At 71.5% G+C, this 19,696-nt stretch carries 21 protein-coding genes; 7 read left to right on the plus strand and 14 right to left on the minus strand.

Annotation, left to right across the window (positions count from 1 at the left end; all coding sequences use genetic code 11):
• Window positions 1-120 precede the first annotated feature (120 nt).
• The gene (locus QOZ86_RS05200) at window positions 121-1,632 is read right to left on the minus strand and encodes a leucyl aminopeptidase (protein ID WP_284490898.1); all 1,512 of its coding nucleotides are present in this window, start codon (window positions 1,630-1,632) and stop codon (window positions 121-123) included.
• A 35-nt stretch (window positions 1,633-1,667) separates the two neighbouring features.
• Here QOZ86_RS05200 and gcvT point away from each other — a divergent pair, with 35 nt between their 5' ends.
• Window positions 1,668-2,786, plus strand: a complete 1,119-nt coding sequence (gene gcvT, locus QOZ86_RS05205; RefSeq protein WP_284490899.1) for a glycine cleavage system aminomethyltransferase GcvT — start codon at window positions 1,668-1,670, stop codon at window positions 2,784-2,786.
• A gap of 15 nt (window positions 2,787-2,801) precedes the next feature.
• Here the strand turns inward: gcvT and QOZ86_RS05210 are convergent, their stop codons facing one another.
• The 4 genes from QOZ86_RS05210 to QOZ86_RS05225 all read right to left on the minus strand — a co-directional run bounded on the left by QOZ86_RS05210 (window position 2,802) and on the right by QOZ86_RS05225 (window position 5,248).
• The gene (locus QOZ86_RS05210) at window positions 2,802-3,947 is read right to left on the minus strand and encodes a YihY/virulence factor BrkB family protein (protein ID WP_284490900.1); all 1,146 of its coding nucleotides are present in this window, start codon (window positions 3,945-3,947) and stop codon (window positions 2,802-2,804) included.
• A gap of 91 nt (window positions 3,948-4,038) precedes the next feature.
• Window positions 4,039-4,311: a DUF4235 domain-containing protein gene (locus QOZ86_RS05215; RefSeq protein ID WP_284490901.1), complete on the minus strand. Its 273-nt coding sequence runs from the start codon at window positions 4,309-4,311 to the stop codon at window positions 4,039-4,041.
• Window positions 4,308-4,805 carry a DUF3618 domain-containing protein gene (locus tag QOZ86_RS05220; RefSeq protein ID WP_284490902.1) on the minus strand — a complete coding sequence of 166 codons (498 nt, stop codon included), beginning with the start codon at window positions 4,803-4,805 and terminating at the stop codon, window positions 4,308-4,310. Before QOZ86_RS05220 ends, QOZ86_RS05215 begins: the two co-directional genes overlap by 4 nt.
• Window positions 4,802-5,248, minus strand: coding sequence for a phage holin family protein (locus tag QOZ86_RS05225; protein WP_284490903.1), 447 nt, complete (start codon window positions 5,246-5,248; stop codon window positions 4,802-4,804). The genes QOZ86_RS05220 and QOZ86_RS05225 overlap by 4 nt, the downstream gene beginning before the upstream one ends.
• Window positions 5,249-5,357: 109 nt before the next feature.
• On the opposite strand from QOZ86_RS05225, the gene QOZ86_RS05230 reads away from it, so the two are divergent.
• The gene (locus tag QOZ86_RS05230) at window positions 5,358-5,570 is read left to right on the plus strand and encodes a hypothetical protein (protein WP_284490904.1); all 213 of its coding nucleotides are present in this window, start codon (window positions 5,358-5,360) and stop codon (window positions 5,568-5,570) included.
• A gap of 69 nt (window positions 5,571-5,639) precedes the next feature.
• Here the strand turns inward: QOZ86_RS05230 and QOZ86_RS05235 are convergent, their stop codons facing one another.
• Together QOZ86_RS05235 and QOZ86_RS05240 are read right to left on the minus strand one after the other, a co-directional pair.
• Complete coding sequence (locus QOZ86_RS05235) at window positions 5,640-7,025, minus strand: aldo/keto reductase (protein ID WP_348637948.1); 1,386 nt, start codon at window positions 7,023-7,025, stop codon at window positions 5,640-5,642.
• Between the two features lie 154 nt (window positions 7,026-7,179).
• Window positions 7,180-7,797, minus strand: coding sequence for a DUF3043 domain-containing protein (locus tag QOZ86_RS05240; protein ID WP_284490906.1), 618 nt, complete (start codon window positions 7,795-7,797; stop codon window positions 7,180-7,182).
• Between the two features lie 152 nt (window positions 7,798-7,949).
• Here QOZ86_RS05240 and QOZ86_RS05245 point away from each other — a divergent pair, with 152 nt between their 5' ends.
• Window positions 7,950-8,297, plus strand: coding sequence for a HesB/IscA family protein (locus tag QOZ86_RS05245; RefSeq protein ID WP_284490907.1), 348 nt, complete (start codon window positions 7,950-7,952; stop codon window positions 8,295-8,297).
• A 119-nt stretch (window positions 8,298-8,416) separates the two neighbouring features.
• Here QOZ86_RS05245 and asnB read toward each other — a convergent pair whose 3' ends face one another.
• The 3 genes from asnB to QOZ86_RS05260 are packed head-to-tail and all read right to left on the minus strand — an operon-like array spanning window position 8,417 to window position 11,101.
• A complete protein-coding gene (gene asnB / locus QOZ86_RS05250) occupies window positions 8,417-10,348 on the minus strand; it encodes an asparagine synthase (glutamine-hydrolyzing) (protein WP_284490908.1) in 1,932 nt (643 codons plus the stop codon).
• A gap of 44 nt (window positions 10,349-10,392) precedes the next feature.
• A complete protein-coding gene (locus QOZ86_RS05255; protein WP_284490909.1) occupies window positions 10,393-10,743 on the minus strand; it encodes a DUF3817 domain-containing protein in 351 nt (116 codons plus the stop codon).
• Window positions 10,733-11,101, minus strand: a complete 369-nt coding sequence (locus tag QOZ86_RS05260) for a metalloprotease (RefSeq protein WP_284490910.1) — start codon at window positions 11,099-11,101, stop codon at window positions 10,733-10,735. Before QOZ86_RS05260 ends, QOZ86_RS05255 begins: the two co-directional genes overlap by 11 nt.
• A gap of 253 nt (window positions 11,102-11,354) precedes the next feature.
• Between QOZ86_RS05260 and ctaC the strand changes: the two genes are divergently transcribed.
• Window positions 11,355-12,257, plus strand: a complete 903-nt coding sequence (gene ctaC, locus QOZ86_RS05265; protein ID WP_284490911.1) for an aa3-type cytochrome oxidase subunit II — start codon at window positions 11,355-11,357, stop codon at window positions 12,255-12,257.
• Between the two features lie 51 nt (window positions 12,258-12,308).
• Window positions 12,309-12,713, plus strand: a complete 405-nt coding sequence (locus QOZ86_RS05270) for a cytochrome c oxidase subunit 4 (RefSeq protein WP_284490912.1) — start codon at window positions 12,309-12,311, stop codon at window positions 12,711-12,713.
• Window positions 12,714-13,731: 1,018 nt separating this feature from the next.
• On the opposite strand, the gene qcrB is transcribed toward QOZ86_RS05270, so the two are convergent.
• From qcrB to ctaE, 4 genes are all read right to left on the minus strand, one after another.
• Window positions 13,732-15,417 carry a cytochrome bc1 complex cytochrome b subunit gene (gene qcrB / locus QOZ86_RS05275; protein ID WP_284490913.1) on the minus strand — a complete coding sequence of 562 codons (1,686 nt, stop codon included), beginning with the start codon at window positions 15,415-15,417 and terminating at the stop codon, window positions 13,732-13,734.
• Complete coding sequence (gene qcrA, locus QOZ86_RS05280) at window positions 15,417-16,529, minus strand: cytochrome bc1 complex Rieske iron-sulfur subunit (RefSeq protein WP_284490914.1); 1,113 nt, start codon at window positions 16,527-16,529, stop codon at window positions 15,417-15,419. Before qcrA ends, qcrB begins: the two co-directional genes overlap by 1 nt.
• Before the next feature lie 73 nt (window positions 16,530-16,602).
• On the minus strand, window positions 16,603-17,445 hold the full coding sequence (gene qcrC / locus QOZ86_RS05285) for a cytochrome bc1 complex diheme cytochrome c subunit (protein WP_284490915.1): 843 nt from the start codon (window positions 17,443-17,445) through the stop codon (window positions 16,603-16,605).
• 7 nt (window positions 17,446-17,452) lie between these two features.
• The gene (gene ctaE, locus QOZ86_RS05290) at window positions 17,453-18,070 is read right to left on the minus strand and encodes an aa3-type cytochrome oxidase subunit III (RefSeq protein WP_284490916.1); all 618 of its coding nucleotides are present in this window, start codon (window positions 18,068-18,070) and stop codon (window positions 17,453-17,455) included.
• A gap of 133 nt (window positions 18,071-18,203) precedes the next feature.
• Between ctaE and QOZ86_RS05295 the strand changes: the two genes are divergently transcribed.
• Window positions 18,204-18,632 carry a response regulator gene (locus QOZ86_RS05295; protein WP_284490917.1) on the plus strand — a complete coding sequence of 143 codons (429 nt, stop codon included), beginning with the start codon at window positions 18,204-18,206 and terminating at the stop codon, window positions 18,630-18,632.
• Complete coding sequence (trpD, locus tag QOZ86_RS05300; protein WP_284490918.1) at window positions 18,629-19,687, plus strand: anthranilate phosphoribosyltransferase; 1,059 nt, start codon at window positions 18,629-18,631, stop codon at window positions 19,685-19,687. The genes QOZ86_RS05295 and trpD overlap by 4 nt, the downstream gene beginning before the upstream one ends.
• Window positions 19,688-19,696 lie beyond the last annotated feature (9 nt).

A 19,696-nucleotide genomic window follows, 5' to 3' on the forward strand; every position in this document is an offset into this window, starting at 1 on the left:
CACTGCGATCCTCCGGATCGCACCGCGTCCACGTGCCGTCCCCCGATCGCGAGGAGCCGCTTCGTCGTCCCTGCGCGAACCCCTCCGGGGCTCACTCGGGACGACACCCCAACCTCACTGTCAGTCGGCGATGAGGTCCTCGATGGTGGCGAGCAGGGTGCGCACGGGGACGCCGGTGCCGCCCTTGGGCGTGCAGCCCCACGGCGCACCGGTGTTGTAGCTCGGCCCGGCGATGTCGATGTGCGCCCACGGCAGTCCGGACGGTACGAACTCCGCCAGGAAGTGGCCGCCGACGAGCATGCCGCCCAACCGGTCGGTGGTCGCGTTGACGAAGTCCGCGACCGTCGAGTCCAGGCCCTTGCGCAGCTCCGGGGGGAGGGGCATCGGCCACATGGCCTCACCGCTGCGCCGTGCGGCCACGATGACGGCATCGCGCAGGTCGTCACTGCCCATGACGCCGGCGGTGCGGCCGCCGAGCGCGACCGTCTGGGCGCCGGTGAGCGTGGAGGTCTCCAGGAGGACGTCAGGAGCGTCCTCGGCCGCGCGCGCGATGGCGTCGGCGAGCACGATGCGACCTTCGGCGTCGGTGTTGGTGATCTCCGCCTTCTTGCCGTTGCGGAAGGTGACGACGTCGGCGGGGCGGTAGGCGGAGCCGCTGGGCAGGTTCTCCGCCATGGGCACGGTCGCGGTGACCTCGACCGGCAGGCCGAGCTGGGCGACGAGGCACACGGTGGCGATCACGGCGGCGGCGCCGGCCATGTCGCTCTTCATGTCCTCCATCTTCGCGGCGGGCTTGATCGAGATGCCGCCGCTGTCGAAGGTGATGCCCTTGCCGACCAGGGCGATCTTCTTGCGTGCTCCGGGGCCGGTGTAGGACAGCCGCAGCAGGCGCGGCTTGCGGGTGGAGCCGCCGCCGACGGCGAGGATGCCGCCGTACCCACCGGCCGCGAGCGCGTCCTCGTCGAGGATCTCGGTGGTCAGCCCCAGCTTCTCCCCGGCGGCGGCGCCGCGTGCGGCCAGCTCGGCGGGGAAGAGGTCGTTCGGCGGGGTGTTGACCAGGTCGCGCACCAGCGTCACCGCGTCGGCGACGGCGCGTACCCGGCGCAGGGCCGCCTCGGCGGCACCGGCGCCCGGGACGACGATGGTGAACTCGCTCGGCGGCGTGGGCCGGTCCGCGGGCAGCTGCGACTTGTAGGCGGTGAACTCGTAGGCCCCGAGCAGGGCGCCTTCGCCCACCGCGTGCAGTCGCTCGGCGTCCGGGGTGCCCCCCACGGCGGCCAGGAGGCTCACGACCGACCGGCGCCCGCGCAGCGCACGGCTGGCGGCGCCGGCGGCGCGGCGCAGCGTCTCGGGCAGGTAGCCGCCGGACGGCTCGGGTGCGCCGAGTCCGACGACCGCGACGACCGGGAAGGGCCCCTGCCCGAACGAAGGCAGCCGGGTGACCTCGTCCTGCGCGCCCTTGGCGCCCAGGTCGGCCAGCGCCGGGAACAGCCGGCCCCCGAGCAGTCGGTCGACGGCTTCTGCCCCAGGGGTGGGTAGGAGCCCGTCGGGACCCTTGCCCACGGCGACGACGACGGCGTCGCCGGTCAGCTTCTCGAGCGGGTGGTCGGTGGCAGAGATCGTCGGCGGCACCGCACGATCGTATGGGCACCGCTAGCGTGCCTTGCGTGAGCCCGCTGACCTCCCCGCTCCAGGACCGGCACCTCGCCGCCGGGGCCAAGTTCGCCGACTTCGGTGGCTGGTCGATGCCGATCGAGTACGCGGGGGGTGGGGTGCTGGCAGAGCACGCCGCGGTCCGTGAGGGGGTGAGCGTGTTCGACGTCTCCCACCTTGGCACCGGGACGGTGCGCGGGCCGGGGGCCGCGGAGTTCGTGAACTCCTGCCTCACCAACGATCTGTCGCGCATCGGCCCGGGTCAGGCGCAGTACACGTTCTGCTGCGTGCCCGACGGAGAGGAGCAGGCCGGCGGCGTGGTCGACGACCTGATCGCCTACCTGCACGGCCCCGACGACGTCCTGCTGGTCCCCAACGCCGCCAACGCCGCCGAGGTGCTGGGCCGGCTGGCCGACGCCGCGCCGACGGGGGTGGCGGTGGAGGACCGGCACACGGAGGTGGCCGTCCTCGCCGTGCAGGGACCACGGTCGCTGCAGGTGCTCGAACTCCTGGGTCTACCCGGCGAGATCGGCTACATGTCCTTCGTCAGGGGCACCGGGGGTGGCGCGGCGGAGGTGACCGTCTGCCGCACCGGCTACACCGGCGAGCACGGCTACGAGTTGCTGGTGGCCGCGGACCGGGCCGAGCAGTTGTGGGACGCCCTGCTCGAGGCGGGGCAGGACCTCGGCATCCGCCCGTGCGGTCTCGGTGCGCGCGACACGCTGCGCACCGAGATGGGCTATCCGCTGCACGGCCACGAGCTGTCCCGCGACGTCACCCCCGTGCAGGCGCGGGCCGGCTGGGCGGTCGGCTGGCGGAAGCCCGCGTTCTGGGGGAGCGATGCGCTGCGGGCGGAGAAGGAGGCCGGCCCGGTCCGGCTGCTGTGGGGGCTGCGCGCCACCGGCCGCGGCATCCCTCGCGCGGGCATGGCCGTCCTGGACGAGGCCGGCCGCCGGATCGGCGGGACCACCAGCGGCACGTTCTCCCCCACGCTGAAGACCGGCATCGCGCTGGCCCTGCTCGACACGGCGGCCGAGGTGAGTGAGGGCACCGAGCTCGCCGTGGACGTCCGCGGCCGCCCGCAGGCCGTGGAGGTCGTGAAGCCCCCGTTCGTGCCTTCGCACGTGCGCTGAGCCGCCGCCCTCCGGTCAGGGGGCGTTCTTGCGCGTCGGGTCGCCGTCGCCCTTCTCGGGTTCTGCCTTGGCGGGGAGCGTGTCGGCCTTCACCGCGCCCCGCCGTCCCATGGGCTGCGGCTCACCCTCGGTGGTGTCTTGGGCGGTCTGGTGCTCGGCCTCGGAGTTGATCTCCGCTCCCAGGAGGACGAGGTAGCAGGTGAGGTACAGCCACAGCATCAGGACGATGACGCCGGCGATCGCACCGTAGGTGGCGTCGTAGGAGCCGAAGTTGTTGACGTAGAAGGTGAAGCCCAGGCTGACCAGCGCCCAGACGACGGTGACGACGATCGAGCCCAGGCTCACCCACCGGAGGCGGGGGGCGTCCCGGTCGGGGGCGACGCGGTAGAGGACCGACAGCGATCCGGCGACGACGGCGAGGAGTGCGATCCACCGGGCGGTCTCGGCCAGCACCGTGCCGACCGCGCCCAGCGGGAGTGCGTCGATCACCACGGGCAGGACGGCGACGAGGCCGATGGTGAGGATGACGAAGACGATCGCGCCGAGGGTGAGTGCCAGCGAGAGCGCCCGGAGCTTGATGAAGTTGCGGGTCTCCACCTCGTCGTAGGCGATGTTGACCGCGGTGACCAGGTTGCTCACCCCACCCGAGGAGCTCCACAGAGCGGCCAGGATCGAGACGATCAGGCTGAGGGTGAGCGCGCCACCGGCGTTCTCGGTGATGGCGGTGACCTGGTCCTCGATCAGGGTCTGCGCGCTCTCGGGCAGGCCGGCGGTGAAGGACTCCACCTGGGCGGCCGCCCGCTCCTCCGAGGCGACGAGCCCGTAGATGGAGATCAGCGCCAGCAGCGACGGGAAGATGGCCAGGAAGCCGAAGAAGGCGACGCCGCCGGCGATGATCGGCATGTTGTCGGCGTTGTTCTCCGCCCAGGCGCGCTTGAGGACCTGTTTCCACCCGCGCGCCGGGATCTGCGTGGGGGCCGCGGCGTCGATGCCCGGCAGCTCGTGCGGGGCGGGAGCGTCGGCGGGGAGCGGGTGGCGGTCCTGGGCGGGGTTCCCACCGCCGGCCGCCGCCGTCGCCGCGGCGGCGCGCCGCGCGGCCTTCTCCTCGACCCGCTGGCGGATCCGGTCGGCAGCGCTCTCGCGCGGGCGGGTGCCGGTCATGGACGTGTACCCCCTGGGAGCTGGGCCGTCGTCCGGCCGTGGGCTGGGAACGGGCGCGGTGCCCGGGACGGCGCCCGGGCACCGCGGGTGGTCAGTCGCCCGGCCACGTCCCGGTGAGCTTGGTGAAGCCGCGGGCGCCGGCGCGGTCGATGGCGGCCTTGGTGGCGGCGAAGAGCGCACCCTGGATGGCGGCGGCGATGACCACCTCCCGCATCCGGTACTCGCTCTGGAGCGCGCCGGGGGCGTCGTCCTCCTTCGCGATGATCCGCCACACCTGCTTGAACACCGCGCCGGAGACCACCCCGGCCGCGATGCCGCCCAGCAGGCCGATCGGCCGGTAGACGAGCTTGGCTCCCTTGCTCACCGCTTGTTCCTTCCCAGGATGGTCCGACGTCGAGCGCGCTTGGCCGCCTTCTTGATCCGCCGGGCGTCACGACGTCGCTGCTTCGCCATCCGCTGTGCCGCGGTGCGCCGCCTTTGCGCGCGTTCCTCTGCAGCCGCCCGCCGGGCGGCGGCGCGGACCTCGGCCGCCATCGCGGCGGTCGCCGCCCTCCTGGCCTTGCGCCGGCGCCGCGCGCGCCACGTCAGCAGACCGAGCGCGGCGGCGACCAGTCCGGCGGCCCCGCCCGCCACCGCAGGCGGGTTCTCCCGGTACGTCTCCACGGCGGTGTCACGGGCGCGGAAGGCGCTCTCCTTCGCGCGCGCCGGGACGTCCAGCCGCTCGCTGAGCTCGTCCACCGTGCGTCCCAGTTGTTCCCGGGTCGCTTCGATGTCGGCCCGGATCGCGTCCGGGTCGGACGGCCCGTCGGCATTCCCGTCGTGCCCACCCTCGGGGCGGGAACTGCTCGGCGTGCTCACCGGCGTGCACTCTCCTTCACGGTCGCGATGTCTGTCCTGGTGCTCGCGATGGCCTCTGCGGGGATGGGCGGGCTGCCCTTCTGCACGTCCTTCTTGCCGACCAGCGCGAGCACTCCGGCGACGGCGAACAGCACGACCGCGACGATCAGGGCGGCCAGCCACGCAGGCAGCACGAGGGCCAGGGCGAGGATCGCCGTGGTGATCAGCACGGCGAGGCCGAAGAAGGCGAACAGTCCGGCGCCGCCGAACAGGCCGGCACCGATGCCGAGCTTCTTCGCCTTCTGGGTCATCTCGGCCTGGGCGAGGCGGGCCTCGTCGCGGACCAGGCGGCTGATCTGCTCGGTCAGCTGGCCGACCAGTTGCCCGGTCGACGCGTTCTCCGGCAAGGGTTGTTCGTCGGCGCGGGTGGCGCCTGCGGTGGTGCCGGGGCGGGGTGCAGTCATCGGTCCTCCGGATCGGGTGGGTCGATGGAGCGTCATGCCCCTCTTCGTGCACGGATAACCGGGCAACCGGTCACAGCAGGGTCGCCGTGAAGTCGCTAGCCTGCCCCGCATGACCTGGCACTGGCGTCTCGAGGACAGCTCCGGAGCGGCCGTCGAGCCCTCCTCGATCGGGGTGGAGGTCCCGGAGGCCGACAACCAGGGTGACGCCGAGTCGTGGCTGGGCGAGAACTGGCGCGAGCTGCTGGACCGCGGGGTCGCCCAGGTCTCGTTGTTCGAGGACGAGCGCAAGGCCTACGGCCCGATGGGGCTGTCCGCCAGCTGACCCTCTGCTCGAGGTCGAGAGTTGTGGCGGCAGGTCCCCTCCCGGCGGTAGCCGGCAGGGGACCTCGCCTCAGCCGCGCGCGGTCCTGGCCGGGTTGCGCTCCACGACGTCCCCCAGGACGTCGTCGATCCGGGTCATGACGTCGGCGTCCAGGGTGACCCCGGCCGCGGCGACGTTGTCCTGCACCTGCTCCGGCCGGGTCGCGCCGATGATCGCGGCGGCCACGTTGCGGTTCTGCAGCACCCACGCCAGGGCGAGCTGGGCCATCGACAGGCCGAGGTCCTCGGCGATCGAGCGCAGCTGCTGCACGCGTCCGAGCAGTTCGTCGGTCATGAACCGCTGCATGGACTGGCCGGCCTCGGGGTGCCCGGCCCGGCTGTCGGCTGGCGGCTGCTCGCCCGGGCGGTACTTCCCCGTGAGGATCCCCTGGGCCAGCGGGGACCAGACGATCTGGGACAGGCCCTCCTGCTCCGATGTCGGCACGACCTCGGCCTCGATCACCCGCCACAGCATCGAGTACTGCGGCTGGTTGCTGATGAAGGGGATGCCGAGCTCGCGGGCGAGCGCCGCCCCGGCGGCGATCTGCTCGGCGTTCCACTCGGAGACGCCGATGTAGAGGGCCTTGCCCGACCGCACCAGGTCGGCGAAGGCGGTCATCGTCTCCTCCAGCGGCACCGACGCGTCGTAGCGGTGCGCCTGGTAGAGGTCGACGTAGTCGGTCTGCAGCCGGCGCAGCGAGGCGTGGCAGCTCTCGATGACGTGCTTGCGCCCGAGCCCGCGGTCGTTCCTGCCGGGACCGGTCGGCCAGTAGACCTTGGTGAACAGCTCGATCGATTCCCGCCGCTGCCCGGCCAGGGCGGCGCCCAGCACCGTCTCGGCGCGGGTGCCGGCGTAGACGTCGGCGGTGTCGAAGGTGGTGATGCCGGCGTCCAGGGCAGCGCGCACGCAGGCGTGCGCCGCGTCCTCCTCCACCTGCCCGCCGTGGGTGAGCCAGTTGCCGTACGCGATCTCGGAGATGGTCAGGCCGGAGCGGCCGAGGCGTCTGAAGTCCACGGGTGGCGACGTTAGGCGCCGGGCGAGACGAGCGCCCGGTCGGGCCCGGCGACCAGCACCGCCCCGTCCTCGACCAGCCGGGCGCCAGGTCGGCACCTCGTGGTCACCGGCGAGCGCGCGGATGTCGTAGCCGGCCCGGCGCAGCACCGCACCCGCGGTCACGGGCACCAGCTCCACCGGGTCGTCCGGACCGAGCCAGGGCCGGACCGCCTCGAGCACGGGCGAGGGGCCGACCACGGTGAGGGGCTCGCTGCGGCGCACCCACTGGCGCGCCAGCAGCACCAGCGGCGCGCAGTGATCGGGACGGTCATGGGTGACCAGCACGGCGTGCACGCCGGCCAGGCAGACATCGACCGGTGGTGGCGCCGCTGCGAGGTCGAGCAGCGGGACGTCGTCGACCAGGGCGGACGTCGGACGGCGGAACTCGCCGCGCCGGCGGGCGTCGGCGCAGGACTCGCCGGTGCACCACGGGTTGGGTCAGCCGTCGGCGGCGCCCAGGAGGGTGATGCGCATCACGCGCGCCGCGCCGTCGCGCGGCCGGGCCGCACGAGGGCGCTCAGACCTCTGCGCCGAGCGGGACCTCCGGCTTGGGGAAGCGCCACCGGCGGATCATGGTGGACCGGCTGATGCCGTACCAGACCAGACCCGTCATCTTGTGGTCCTGGCCGGGGAACCGGCCGGCGACCGTGCGCTTGATCTTCCGGCCGAGCACGAACGAGTCGATGATCAGCACCATGAAGTAGGCGACGGCGACGAAGCTCGTGTAGCTCTTCACCGCCATGCTGGGCACCAGGGTGCCGACCAGCATCACCGCCGCCAGAGCGAGGAAGAAGCTGCCGATGTTGCGGCGGCTGTCGACGAGATCACGGACGAGCCTGCGGACCGGCCCACGGTCGCGGGCCGGCAGGTAGCCGTCGTCCCCGCGGGCCATGCCTTGCCGGGCCTCCGCGCGGCCGGCGGCCTGCTGCGCGCGCATCCGCTTGTATGCCTCCTTGCGCGTGGTCGGCGGAGGCGGCGGCGGGCCCGGCCGCTTGCCCTGGGCCACGTGGCGCTTCGGCGTCGGGCGGCCCTTGCCGCCGGCCTTGACCAGCTGCTCGGTCAGCTCACCGGTGCTCCCGGAGGCGGCGTCGGGCGTCTCGGCGTGGTTTCGGCGGCCGGGCAGGCGGAGCTTCACGGCCGCCAAGTCTACGTGTGTGAGCAAGGCAGCCCCGGAGGACGAGGCCGGAGCCGTACAGTGGGTGCGCACGGGAAGAGGTGCCGTTCCGGCGGCGTTCGTTCGCGACAGGACGCGCCTACGCGGACACCTCGGAGGGAGAGGACAGGAATATGACGGTGCAGGACACCACGGCCACCGGCGTCGTGCTCAGCGACCCGGCGGCCGCGAAGGTCAAGGCCTTGCTGGACCAGGAGGGCCGCGACGACCTGCGGCTGCGCATCGCCGTCCAGCCCGGCGGGTGCTCCGGCCTGCGGTACCAGCTCTTCTTCGACGAGCGGTTCCTCGACGGTGACCAGACCTACGACTTCGACGGCGTCGAGGTCATCGTCGACCGGATGAGCGGCCCCTACCTGGGCGGTGCGGTCATCGACTTCGTCGACACCATCGAGAAGCAGGGCTTCACGATCGACAACCCGAACGCGCAGGGTTCCTGCGCCTGCGGCGACTCGTTCAACTGAGAAAGGACCCCGTCCTTCCCACCCTTCGCAAGCTCAGGGCGGGACCCGGGACGGGGCCGCGAGCGTTGCACCACCGAGGCCCGGAATCGACGCGATTCCGGGCCTCGGTGGTTCGAGGCTCACAGCCGCACGGGGTAGACGGTCTCCGGGATGACCGGCTCGATCCGCGCCTCGACGAAGATCCCGTGCCAGATCATGAAGACCAGCAGGGTCCACAGCTTGCGGGAGTAGTCGACCGGTGAGCCGGCCCGCTGGTTCTTCCGGTGCGCCGCCAGCATGGCGAAGACCTGCTGCTTGTCCAGCCATTCGTCGGTCTGGCTGTTCTCGACGACCTGCCGCGCCCAGTCGTGCAGATCCTCGGCCAGCCAGTGCCGGGTGGGCACCGGGAAGCCGAGCTTGCGGCGGTCGAGGACGTGCGGCGGCACGACCTGCTCCAGCGCCCGGCGCAGCGCGTACTTCGTCGTCTGCTTGGTCACCCGCTGGTCGACCGGGATGGTCGAGGCCACCCGGAAGACCTCCGGGTCGAGGAACGGCACCCGTAGCTCCAGCGAGTTCGCCATGGTCATCTTGTCTGCCTTGACGAGGATGTCACCGCGCAGCCAGGTGAACAGGTCCACGTACTGCATGGCGGTGACGTCGTCGTAGCCTGCCGCGCGGGTCCGCTCGTACAGCTCCCGGGTGACGGCGACGTGCGAGAGGTCGGGGTCCCGCTTCTCGAGGAACGTCAGCTCCTCGTCCCGGAAGATCCGGGCGTTGCCGTAGTAGCGCTGGTCGAGCGGGATGGCGCCACGGCGGAGCAGGTCCTTGCCACGCATGCCGTCGGGCAGCTTCGTCGACAGGGTGCCGAGCGCGCGGCGGAGGGACCGGGGGAGCTTGTCGAACGCGGCCAGCGACAGGGGCTCGCGGTAGATGTTGTAGCCACCGAAGAGCTCGTCGGCGCCCTCACCGGAGAGCACGACCTTCACGTGCTTGCGGGCCTCGCGGGCGACGAAGTACAGCGGCACGAGCGCGGGGTCGGCGACCGGATCGTCCAGGTACCAGACGACCAGGGGGATCGACTCGGCGAACTCCTCCGGCGTCACCACCTTGGTGATGTGCTGCACACCGATCGCCGCCGCCGACTCGGCCGCGACGTCGATCTCGGAGAAGCCGTCCCGCCCGAACCCGACGGTGAAGGTCATCAGGTCGGGGTTGTAGCGCTTGGCCAGCGCGGCGATCGCCGTGGAGTCGATGCCCCCGGAGAGGAAGGAGCCGACGGTGACGTCAGCGCGCATGTGCATCCGCACCGAGTCGTCCAGGACCTCGGCGATCCGGTCGTAGAGGTCCTGCCGTTCGTCCTTCGCGACCGGCCGGACCGGGAAGGTCGGGTGGAAGTAGCGCTGCGTCCGCAGCTCGCCGTCGACGACGGTGAAGCTGGTCCCGCTCTCGATCCGGCGGATGCCGCGGTGCAGCGTCGCGGGCTCCGGCACGTACTGGAGCGTCAGGTAGTGCTGCAGCGAGGCGCCGTCCACGCCGCCGGCGGCGGTGCTGCCGCCGAGCATCTCCAGCAGGGCCTTCTTCTCGGAGCTGAACACCAGCGCGCCGTCGGCCAGCCGCGCGGTGAACAGCGGCTTGATGCCGAACGGGTCGCGGGCCCCGAAGACCTTCTTCTCCTCGGTGTCCCAGATGAGGAAGGCGAACATGCCGCGCAGCCGGTGGACGACGTCCTCGCCCCACTGGTGGTAGCCGGCGACGATCGCCTCGGTGTCGCCCTCGGTGGCGAAGGTCGCCCCAGCGGCCGTCAGCTCCTCGCGGAGCTCCAGGTAGTTGTAGATCTCACCGTTGAAGACGATCCGGTAGCGGCCATCGGCGTAGGGCATCGGCTGGTGGCTGTGCTCGATGTCGATGAACGACAGCCGGTTGAACCCGAACACTGCCCGCCCGTCCCACCAGGCCTCGTTCTCGTCGGGGCCGCGGTGCCGCAGGCAGTGCTGGGCCCCGCGGACGGCGGCGACGGTGGTGTCGGTGACGCGCTCGGCGTCGGTGGAGAAGTAGGCGAGCAGGCCACACATGAGGCGCGGGACTCCGGTCGAGAGGGCGGGCGGGGCCGCGAGGGTCAGACGCGCTCGCCGGCGCGCATCTTGCGGGTGACGTTGCGTTCGGCGACGAACGACAGGAACGGGATCGTCCCCAGGACGAGGCTCACGATGGTGCCCTTGAGGGTCCACTTCGCGCGCAGCGCGAGATCCACCGCGGACAGGAAGAACAGGGCGTAGAGCCAGCCGTGCGCGGTGCCGAGCACGGTCGAGGGCTCCGGGATGCCGGCCAGGTGGTCCAGCGGCACGGCGACGCAGATCAGCAGGATCAGCAGCACGCCGACGACGGTGGCCATGACCCGGTATCGCTGGAGGGCAGCGGCGATGGCCTGCTCGGAGTCGCGGGCGGGCGCGGTGCGCTCAGCGGCCATTGCCGGTGCTCCGCTGACCCAGGGCCTTCTCGTTGAGCTCGGCCAGGTAGGCGTTGTAGGCGGCCATCTCCGGGTCGCCGGTCGTGTCGATCCGCGGCCGCTGGTAGAGCACCACCGCATGTCCCGGCCGGTCCTCGTCCGGGTCGCGGTGCAGCTCGACCCGCACCATGCGCACGTAGAACCACAGGCCCATGAACCCGTAGAGCGGCCACTGCAGCGCATAGCTCCAGTTCACCGCGCCGCCACCTGCCTCGGCCTTGGACAGCTGCCAGTAGCCGAGGAAGAACGTGGCGACGAACAGGGCGACCACGAGCAGGTGCAGGAGCACCCATTTCGGGGTCAGGAGCCGGGTGAACACGCCCTCGACTCTAACCGTCGTCCCGGCGGAACCGGCCCCTGTGACCGGCCCCGCCGCGCTTCGGGCGGCGCCCTGCCGGCCTGGAACCCCGGGTCCGACCCGCCCGGCCGTCTCCGGTGGTCGGCCCCAGAGGCGGGTCGGCTAGTCTCGGCCCACACTGTGATCGGCGGGAATCCACTCCGCCGAGCACTGGTGGAAGACCCGCTGGAAGGACCGTCCGGGTGTCGGGCGGAGGACGAGGAGGCAGCGAGCAGTGGCTCGAGGCAGCAGGCTCGCGCGGCTGGCCGCGCTCGGTCTCCTGGGGGTCCTGACCCTCACCGGATGTGCCATCACCGAACGTGAGTTCTGGGTCGAGAACTTCGTCCGGTTCGGGTGGCCGGAGGGCATCACCGACCAAGCCGAGTCCATGCGCACGCTGTGGATCTGGTCTTCCTACGCGGCCCTGCTCATCGGCGGCGTGGTGTGGGCGCTCATCGCGTACACGGTGATCGCCCACCGCAAGAAGGGCGACGAGCTGCCGCGGCAGACTGCGTACAACCTGCCGCTGGAGATCGTGTACACGATCATCCCCTTCGTCATCATCGCCGGCCTCTTCTTCTTCACCGTGGTGACGCAGAACGAGGTGCTGGACCGTGACGAGGAGCCCGACACCACGATCGCGGTCAACGCGTTCAAGTGGAACTGGCAGTTCGTCTACCCCGAGACGGCAGGACCTGACGGCGAGCCGGTCGACACCGTCGGTACCAGCACGGAGATCCCGATCCTCGTGGTGCCGACCGACCGGACCGTCCAGTTCGACCTGGCATCGGCCGACGTCATCCACTCCTTCTGGGTGCCGGAGTTCCTCTTCAAGCTGGACATCATCCCCGGCAACGAGAACGGCCGCGACAACGTCTTCCAGGTGACCGTCCGCGAGGAGGGTGCCTACGTCGGCCGGTGCGCCGAGCTCTGCGGCACCTACCACGCGTACATGAACTTCGAGGTCCGCGCCGTCACACCGGACGACTACGACGCGTACCTCGACGCCCGCGAGTCGGGTCTGAGCACCTACGAGGCCCTGGAGGAGATCGGCGAGGAGGGCGTGGCCAGCACCACGACGCCCCTGGACCTGATCCAGACGAAGGTCGTCGAGCAGTTGCAGTCCGCCGGTGACTGACGCTCCCGCCCCCGTTTCCCGGATCGCACAGATGCACGAGGAGGCACGGCCGTGAAGGTCGAGGCACTGATCTTCAACCTGATCGCGGTGTTCTGCTTCGTCGCCGCGATCGTCTACGGATTCTGGTCGCTGGAGCCCATCGGCACGACGGCCCTGGCGCTCTCCGGCACGCTCACCCTGCTCATCGGTGGGTTCTTCTGGTTCGTCTCCCGTCGCATCGACGCTCGCCCGGAGGACCGCAAGGATGCCGAGATCGCCGACGGCGCCGGCGAGCTGGGCTTCTTCAGTCCCGCCAGCTACTGGCCGATCGGCTTGGCGTTGTCCGTGGCGCTGACCGGCCTGGGCGCCGCCTTCTGGTACTCCTGGCTGCTCCTCATGGGTGGTGTGGCCGTCGTGATCACCGTCGGCGGCCTGCTCTTCGAGTACTACGTGGGGCAGAACGCCCAGCAGAGCTGATCTGCGCAGCACCGACCGTGCGAGGGTCCCTTCCGCCGACCGGCGGAAGGGACCCTCGCACGGTCGCGGCAGTGGTCGCCGCCGTGCGCACGGGGTTCCGTGGTCGGTGACGCGGTCGCCCGGACGCGGACTCCACCGCTGCGGCAGGCGCCGGTTGGCGAGCGCGGAGGATGACCGGGGCAGCGGCTCCGGGCGCCCCGCGCCGCAGGACGGCAAGGCTGCCACATCGAAGGTGTGGCCGCGCCCGTGCACAGCCCCTGCCGCGCCCGGCGGTCGACGCCGCAGCGCGCGTCCACGACGGCCCTGCGACCTCCGGTCGGGGCGGTGCGAGCTCCCGACCGCGCCGCTCCGGCTCTGCCGCCCCGCGGAGGCATCCCCGACGTCCTGAGGCCTGCCCTGACCTGACCGTCGGCGCCGAAGCGGACCGGCTCGGAGGGAGACGGACCGTGACGCGGCCCGGAACGGATCCCTGCGGCGTGGGACCGCGGGCGTCCGGCTTCCCGGCCGGACCGACGGAGCAGGCGCTCGTGCGCCGTCCCTGCAGGTGCCGGTCCAGCGCTGGCCGCACGTGCCGGAACGCCGTCACCGGTGGGTGCGACGGGAAGAGGGAACTCCCGCGGGTCCGGCCCGGCGTCTGACGTCGGTGCGCGTCCGGGAACGATCTCGGAGCCCGCTGCTGAGACGCAGGTGTGCGTACGAGGTGTGCGGGCGCCGCTATGCCGTGATGCCGCGACGCGGGGAGGGCCGCAAGCAGTGGGGCCTCCACGCCGGCGTGACGTCGACGCACCTGGCGCCGGGCACGGCCGGGTGCACTGGGCCGCCGTCCGCTGTCCCGCGCTGGACCCTCCGCTGTCCCGCGCTGGACCCTCCGCTGTCCCGCGCTGGACCCTCCGCTGACCCGCGCTGGGCCCTCCGCTGTCGCTCGTGGGCCGACGGACGACCACCCGTCCCGGCACGGTCGGAGAATGGCGAAGAGCCCCGGCGGATGTCCACCGGGGCCCTTCCGTGCCGTGCTCGATCAGTCGCGCGGATCCTGCGGACGGCCACCGTCGGAGGGGCGACCGCCCTCGGACGGACGGCCCGACGTGGTCAGCTCGCGGCCGCGCTCGCCGGCCGACAGGCCCCGGCCCTCGCGCTGCTGCTCGAGCTCCACCACGGTCGGCTCCTCCACGGGGGAGAAGAAGCCCCGGATGGCCCGACGCGCACCGCCGGCCTGGTTCATCCGCTTGGGCACCGGAGCTCCGCCGTACGCGAGCTGGCCGTGACCGTGCTCGTCCACCGGTCCGAGCGGCTGGTGGACCTCGATGAACTCCCCGTGCGGCAGCCGGCGGATGACACCGGTCTCGATCCCGTGCTCGAGCACTTCGCGGTCGTGCTGCTGGAGTCCCAGGCAGATCCGGTAGGTGATCACGTAGGCGATCGGCGGAAGCACGATCATCCCGATCCGGCCGGCCCACGTCATCGCGTTCAGGCTGATGTCGAACTTGTCGGCGACGACGTCGTTACCGCCCGAGATGAACAGCACCATGTAGAAGGTGATGGCCATCAGGCCCAGCGAGGTGCGTACCGGTACGTCGCGCGGCCGCTGGAGCAGGTGGTGCGACGCGGTGTCGCCGGTCAGCTTCCGCTCGATCATCGGATAGAAGAGCAGGAGCGTGAAGACGATGCCGGGGAGCACGGCCGTGGGCCAGAACAGCGCCGGGATCGTGTAGTCGCCGGGGAGGTTGAGGTCCCACGCCGGGAACAGACGGCTCGAGCCGTCCAGCCACATGATGTACCAGTCGGGCTGCGACGCGGCCGAGACCTGCGCCGGGTTGTAGGGGCCCCACAGCCAGACCGGGTTGATCTGCACCAGACCGCCCAGCGCGGCGCACACACCGAAGACGACGAACAGCAGGCCGGTCGCCTTCCCCGCGAAGGTCGGGAAGAGGCGGTTGCCCACCACGTTGTGCTCGGTGCGTCCCGGACCAGGGAACTGGGTGTGCTTCTGCTTCACCAGGATGAGCAGGTGCGCCGCGATCAGCGCCAGCATGATCGCCGGGATCAGGAGCACGTGCGCGATGTAGAGCCGGCCGACGATGAGTTCACCGACGAAGTCGCCGCCGAAGACGGCCCAGTGCGTCCAGGTGCCGATCACGGGGATGGCCAGGATGATCGCCGACATGATGCGCAGCCCGGTGCCCGAGAGTAGGTCGTCGGGCATCGAGTAGCCGGCGAAGCCCTCGAGGAACGACAGGATCAGCAGAACCACGCCGATCAGCCAGTTCGTCTCACGCGGACGACGGAAGGCGCCGGTGAAGAAGATGCGCAGCAGGTGGACGACCATCGAGGCCACGAACAGCAGGGCCGCCCAGTGGTGGAGCTGGCGCATGAAGAGCCCGCCACGGACGTCGAAGGAGATGTCCAGCGTGGAGGCGTACGCGATCGACATGTCCAGGCCCCGCAGCGGGTCGTAGGACCCGTCGTAGGTGACCTCGACCATCGACGCCTGGAAGAAGAACGTGAGGTACGTGCCCGACAGCAGCAGGATGACGAAGGTGTAGAGGGCGATCTCCCCGAGCAGGAACGACCAGTGGTCGGGGAAGACCTTGTTGAGCGTGCGCCGGACGGGGCCGGCGACGATGAGGCGGTCGTCGATCTCGAGCGCGGCCTTGCCGAGCTTCGTGGTCGGAGCCCCCGGCGCCGTGGCGGTGCGAGCTGCCATCAGATGCGCTCCCGGTTCCAGTAGGTCGGACCAACAGGCTCAATGTAGTCGCTGCGGGCGACGAAGAAGCCTTCGTCGTCGACAGCGATCGGGAGCTGCGGCAGCGAGCGGGTGGCCGGGCCGAAGATCGGCTTGGCGCCCTGGGTGACGTCGAACTGCGACTGGTGGCAGGGGCAGAGCAGTCGGCTGGTCTCCTGCTCGTACAGCGACACCGGGCAGCCGGCGTGCGTGCAGATCTTGGAGTAGGCGACGTAGTCGCCGTAGCCGAAGTCGGCCTGGCCCTCGCGGGGCCGGTCCTCCTCGGTCTGCTCGGGCCGCAGCCGGATGAGCATGGTGGCGGCGTCGGACTCGAAGTTGCCGCCGGGCACGGCCGGGAACACCGTCTCCAGCGATCCGGGCAGCTGGTCACCGGGGCGGACCGGGGAGCCGTCGATGCGCACCAGCCGGATGCCTTCGGCCCACGAGGTACGGCCCAGCGGGTTGCCGGTGTTCGGGTTTTTGATCAGACCACCGAGGGGGGCCAGCAGCATGACGCCGACGGCCGCGCCCATGAAGCCCAGCGACCGGGTGATCAGCTTCCGCCGGGGGAGACCGCTGTTGTGGTAGCCACCCACCAGCGTGGCGCCGGTGGTGACGCGGTCGAAGTGCGAGCCGTCGTGCTTGTCCTGCACCGCGGTCTCGTGGGGCAGCAGCTTCTTGGTGTAGAGCACCAGGCCGACACCCACCAAGGTGAGGGACAGGCCCATGAAGAGCCCGAGGAGCGGGGTGAACAGGGCACTCCAGGCAGAGCCGTCCTCCGCCCACGACCACTCGGGGAGGAACCAACCGGAGCCGATGTACACGACCAGGAACAGCAGGGCGAAGACGCCGGCGAGGGCGAAGCTCCAGCCGACCTGGCGGACCGCCCGCTTCTCGAGGCGCGAGCCCGGCTCGGGGCCCGGGTCGACGTGGAGGACCTCCACGCCGTCGTACCGGGCACCGAGCAGGTCGAGGTCCTCGCGCCTCATGGCGGCGAGCTGCTCAGGGGTGTAGTCCTCGTCCGGGCCGCCGTGCAGCGGCCCTTCGGTGTCCGCACCGCCGGCCGAGCCGGGGCGGGTGTCGCGCGTGTTCACGCTTCCTCCTCGCTGGCGGTCGTGATCAGCGACCGCGCAGCTGCCGTGTTGATCGATGAGCTCGCAGGCGTGCTCACGCCTTGCTGCCCATCCAGAAGATGCCGAACAGGAGGGCGCCGATGCCGACGACCCAGACGACCAGGCCCTCGCTGACCGGGCCGATGCGGCCGATGCCGGCACCGCCCGGGTCGGCCATGTTGTCGATGGTCTGGATGTAGGTGATGATCGACCGCTTCTCCTCGGGGGTCAGCTGGTTGTCCCCGAAGACCGGCATGTTCTCCGGCCCGGTCAGCATCGCGGTGTAGATCTCCAGATCGTTCGAGCCCTGCAGGCTGGGCGCTGCCTTGCCGGAGGAGAGTGCGCCGCCCTGACCCACGAAGTTGTGGCAGGACGCGCAGTTGAGCCTGAAGAGCTCACCGCCCTCGGCCAGGTCGCCGCCCCGCAGGTCACCCGAAGGCAGGGTGGGGCCGCCGCCGTTGGCCTGGACGTAGGCCATCAGCTGGTCGATCTCCTCGTCGGAGAAGACCGCGGGCTTGTCCGGCGCGTCGGCCTCCTGGCGCACGAGCGGCATGCGCCCGGTGTGCACCTGGAAGTAGACCGAGGCCTCGCCGACACCGATCAGCGACGGGCCCCGATTCGGCACGCCCTCGAGGTTCTCGCCGTGGCAGCTGATGCAGCTGCGCTCGTACAGCTCGCGCCCGGCTGCTTCGGCGGCGGACTCGCTCGTGGTCTCGTCCGCGGCCTGGGCCGGGGCGAACACGGAGTACAGCGCGCCGGTGAGGACGAGCGAGGCCATGAGGCCCGCGACGTTGGCGAGACGCCGGCGGTGCTTGGAGCGGCGGCGTGCGCGCGCCCGGTCGACGGGCGTACCGGCGTCGGCGAGCGGGGTGTCGGACTGCGGGTTCGTGGTGGACACCGGTTCCCTAGCGGATCAGGTAGATCGTGGCGAAGAGCCCGACCCACACGACGTCGACGAAGTGCCAGTAATAGGAGACCACGATGGCCGAGGTCGCCTGCGCCGGCGTGAAGCGGCCCATGGTGGAGCGGATGAGCACGTAGACGAAGGCGACGAGCCCACCGATGACGTGCAGGGCGTGGAAGCCCGTCGTGATGTAGAACACCGAGCCGTACGTGGACGACGCGATGGTGGTGCCGTGCACGACCAGCTCTCGGTACTCGTTGGCCTGGGCCAGCACGAAGACCAGGCCCATCACGAAGGTGATCGTGAACCAGCGGCGCAGGCCGTACACGTTCCCGTTCTCCGCCGCGAAGACACCGAACTGGCAGGTGACCGAGGAGAGCACGAGGATCACGGTGAAGAACGTGGCGTACGGCAGGTTCAGCTCGGTGGGCTCCGGCGGCCAGCCGAGCTCGGCGTCGGCCCGGGCTCGGGCGGTGAAGTACATGGCGAACAGGCCGGCGAAGAACATCAGCTCGCTGGCGAGCCAGATGATCGTGCCGACGCTGACCATGTTCGGTCGGGTCAGGGAGTGCACCCGCGATGTGTCGAAGGTGCTGCTCGCGACGGGGGCCGTTGTCACGGGGCTCATCATGGCACCGGCATGCCCCCGTCACGACCGCGGGTGCGGTGGGCGTGGCGTCACCGTGACCGGCTTGATACCGACTCGCCGGTGTCGGCCTGCGACGACGGCCCTGGGCACTAGGCTCGGCCACGTGAGTGCTGCCGAGAACTCCGCCGCGCCGGCGACCGTGCTCCTCTACAGCCACCGTTCCGAGGTGCGCGACGCCGTCCGGACGGCGGTGGGCCGGCGTCCGGCCGTCGACGTGGGGCCGATCACCTGGGTGGAGTGCTCGTCCGGTGACGAGGTGGTGGCCGCCGTCGACGCCGGAGGCATCGACCTGTGCGTGCTCGACGGCGAGGCGCAACCCACCGGTGGCCTCGCGCTGACCCGGCAGCTGGAGGTCGAGGTCGCCGATCGGCCGGCTGTCTGCATGCTCATCGCCCGGCAGCCCGACCGTTGGTTGGCGCACTGGTCGCGCGCCGAGGCGACCCTCGCCTTCCCCGTCGACCCGCTCGTCGCCCCCGGGGTGGTGGCCGACCTGCTCCGCAGCCACGCGCGGCGCGCCGCGGTCGGCCCGTGACGCGGTCGGCGCCGTCCCCCGCGCCGTCGTGGCCGGGGCTGCTCAACCGTCTCCTGGCCGGTCAGGACCTGTCCGCCGAGGACACGCGCTGGGCGATGCGTGAAGTGATGACCGGCGAGGCGACGCCGGCCCAGGTGGCGGGGTTCACCGTGGCCCTGCGCGCCAAGGGCGAGGCTCCGGCGGAGGTCGCAGGGCTGGCCACCGAGATGCTGGCCCAGGCGACGCCGGTCGAGCTGCCGCTGGACTGCGTCGACATCGTGGGCACCGGCGGCGACGGAGCTCACACCGTGAACATCTCGACGATGGCCGCGGTGGTCACGGCCGCTGCCGGCGCGCCGGTGGCCAAGCACGGCAACCGCGCTGCGTCCTCGTCGTCGGGCGCCGCGGACGTGCTGGAGGCGCTGGGCGTGGTCATCGACCTGCCCGCGACAGGTGTGGCGCAGTGCGTCCACGAGGCCGGTATCGGGTTTTTCTTCGCGCCGGTGTTCCACCCGGGCATGCGCTACGCCGGGCCCGCCCGGAGGGAGATGGGGATCGCCACCGTCTTCAACTTCCTGGGTCCGCTGACCAACCCTGCCCGGCCGGTCGCGGCGGCCATCGGCTGCGCCAACGAGCGCATGGCGCCGGTGCTGGCCGAGGTCCTGGCGGCGCGGGGCACCCGTGCGCTGGTCTTCCGCGGTGACGACGGACTCGACGAGCTGACGACGGCCACCACCTCGGCGGTGTGGACGGTGCGGGACGGCGCGGTCGAGGCCGAGCGCCTGGACCCCTCGGCCCTGGGCATCGAGGCACCCGGGCCCGATGCCCTGCGGGGTGGTGACGCGCGAGTCAACGCGGAGGTGTTCCGCCGGGTGATGGACGGCGAGCGCGGGCCGGTGCGGGATGCGGTGCTGCTCAATGCGGCGGCCGCCCTGGTGGCCTTCGACGAGCGGCCGGCCCGACTGCACGACGCCCTCGCGGATGGGCTGCGCAGGGCGGCCGACGCCGTCGACGACGGTCGGGCGTCAGCGCTGCTGGACCGCTGGATCGACGTCAGCCGGGCCGCTAGGGGCTGATGGCGGACG

The sequence above is a fragment of the Blastococcus capsensis genome (assembly GCF_030165005.1).
In the GTDB taxonomy this organism is placed as follows: Bacteria; Actinomycetota; Actinomycetes; order Mycobacteriales; family Geodermatophilaceae; genus Blastococcus; species Blastococcus capsensis.

What these genes read in the sequence shown, in the direction of transcription:
- QOZ86_RS05210 (WP_284490900.1), bottom strand. Translation starts at nt 3,947, where the DNA reads ATGACCGGCACCCGCCCGCGCGAGAGCGCTGCCGACCGGATCCGCCAG.
- QOZ86_RS05225 (WP_284490903.1), bottom strand. Translation starts at nt 5,248, where the DNA reads ATGACTGCACCCCGCCCCGGCACCACCGCAGGCGCCACCCGCGCCGAC.
- QOZ86_RS05230 (WP_284490904.1), top strand. Translation starts at nt 5,358, where the DNA reads ATGACCTGGCACTGGCGTCTCGAGGACAGCTCCGGAGCGGCCGTCGAG.
- QOZ86_RS05245 (WP_284490907.1), top strand. Translation starts at nt 7,950, where the DNA reads ATGACGGTGCAGGACACCACGGCCACCGGCGTCGTGCTCAGCGACCCG.
- asnB (WP_284490908.1), bottom strand. Translation starts at nt 10,348, where the DNA reads ATGTGTGGCCTGCTCGCCTACTTCTCCACCGACGCCGAGCGCGTCACC.
- QOZ86_RS05255 (WP_284490909.1), bottom strand. Translation starts at nt 10,743, where the DNA reads ATGGCCGCTGAGCGCACCGCGCCCGCCCGCGACTCCGAGCAGGCCATC.
- qcrB (WP_284490913.1), bottom strand. Translation starts at nt 15,417, where the DNA reads ATGGCAGCTCGCACCGCCACGGCGCCGGGGGCTCCGACCACGAAGCTC.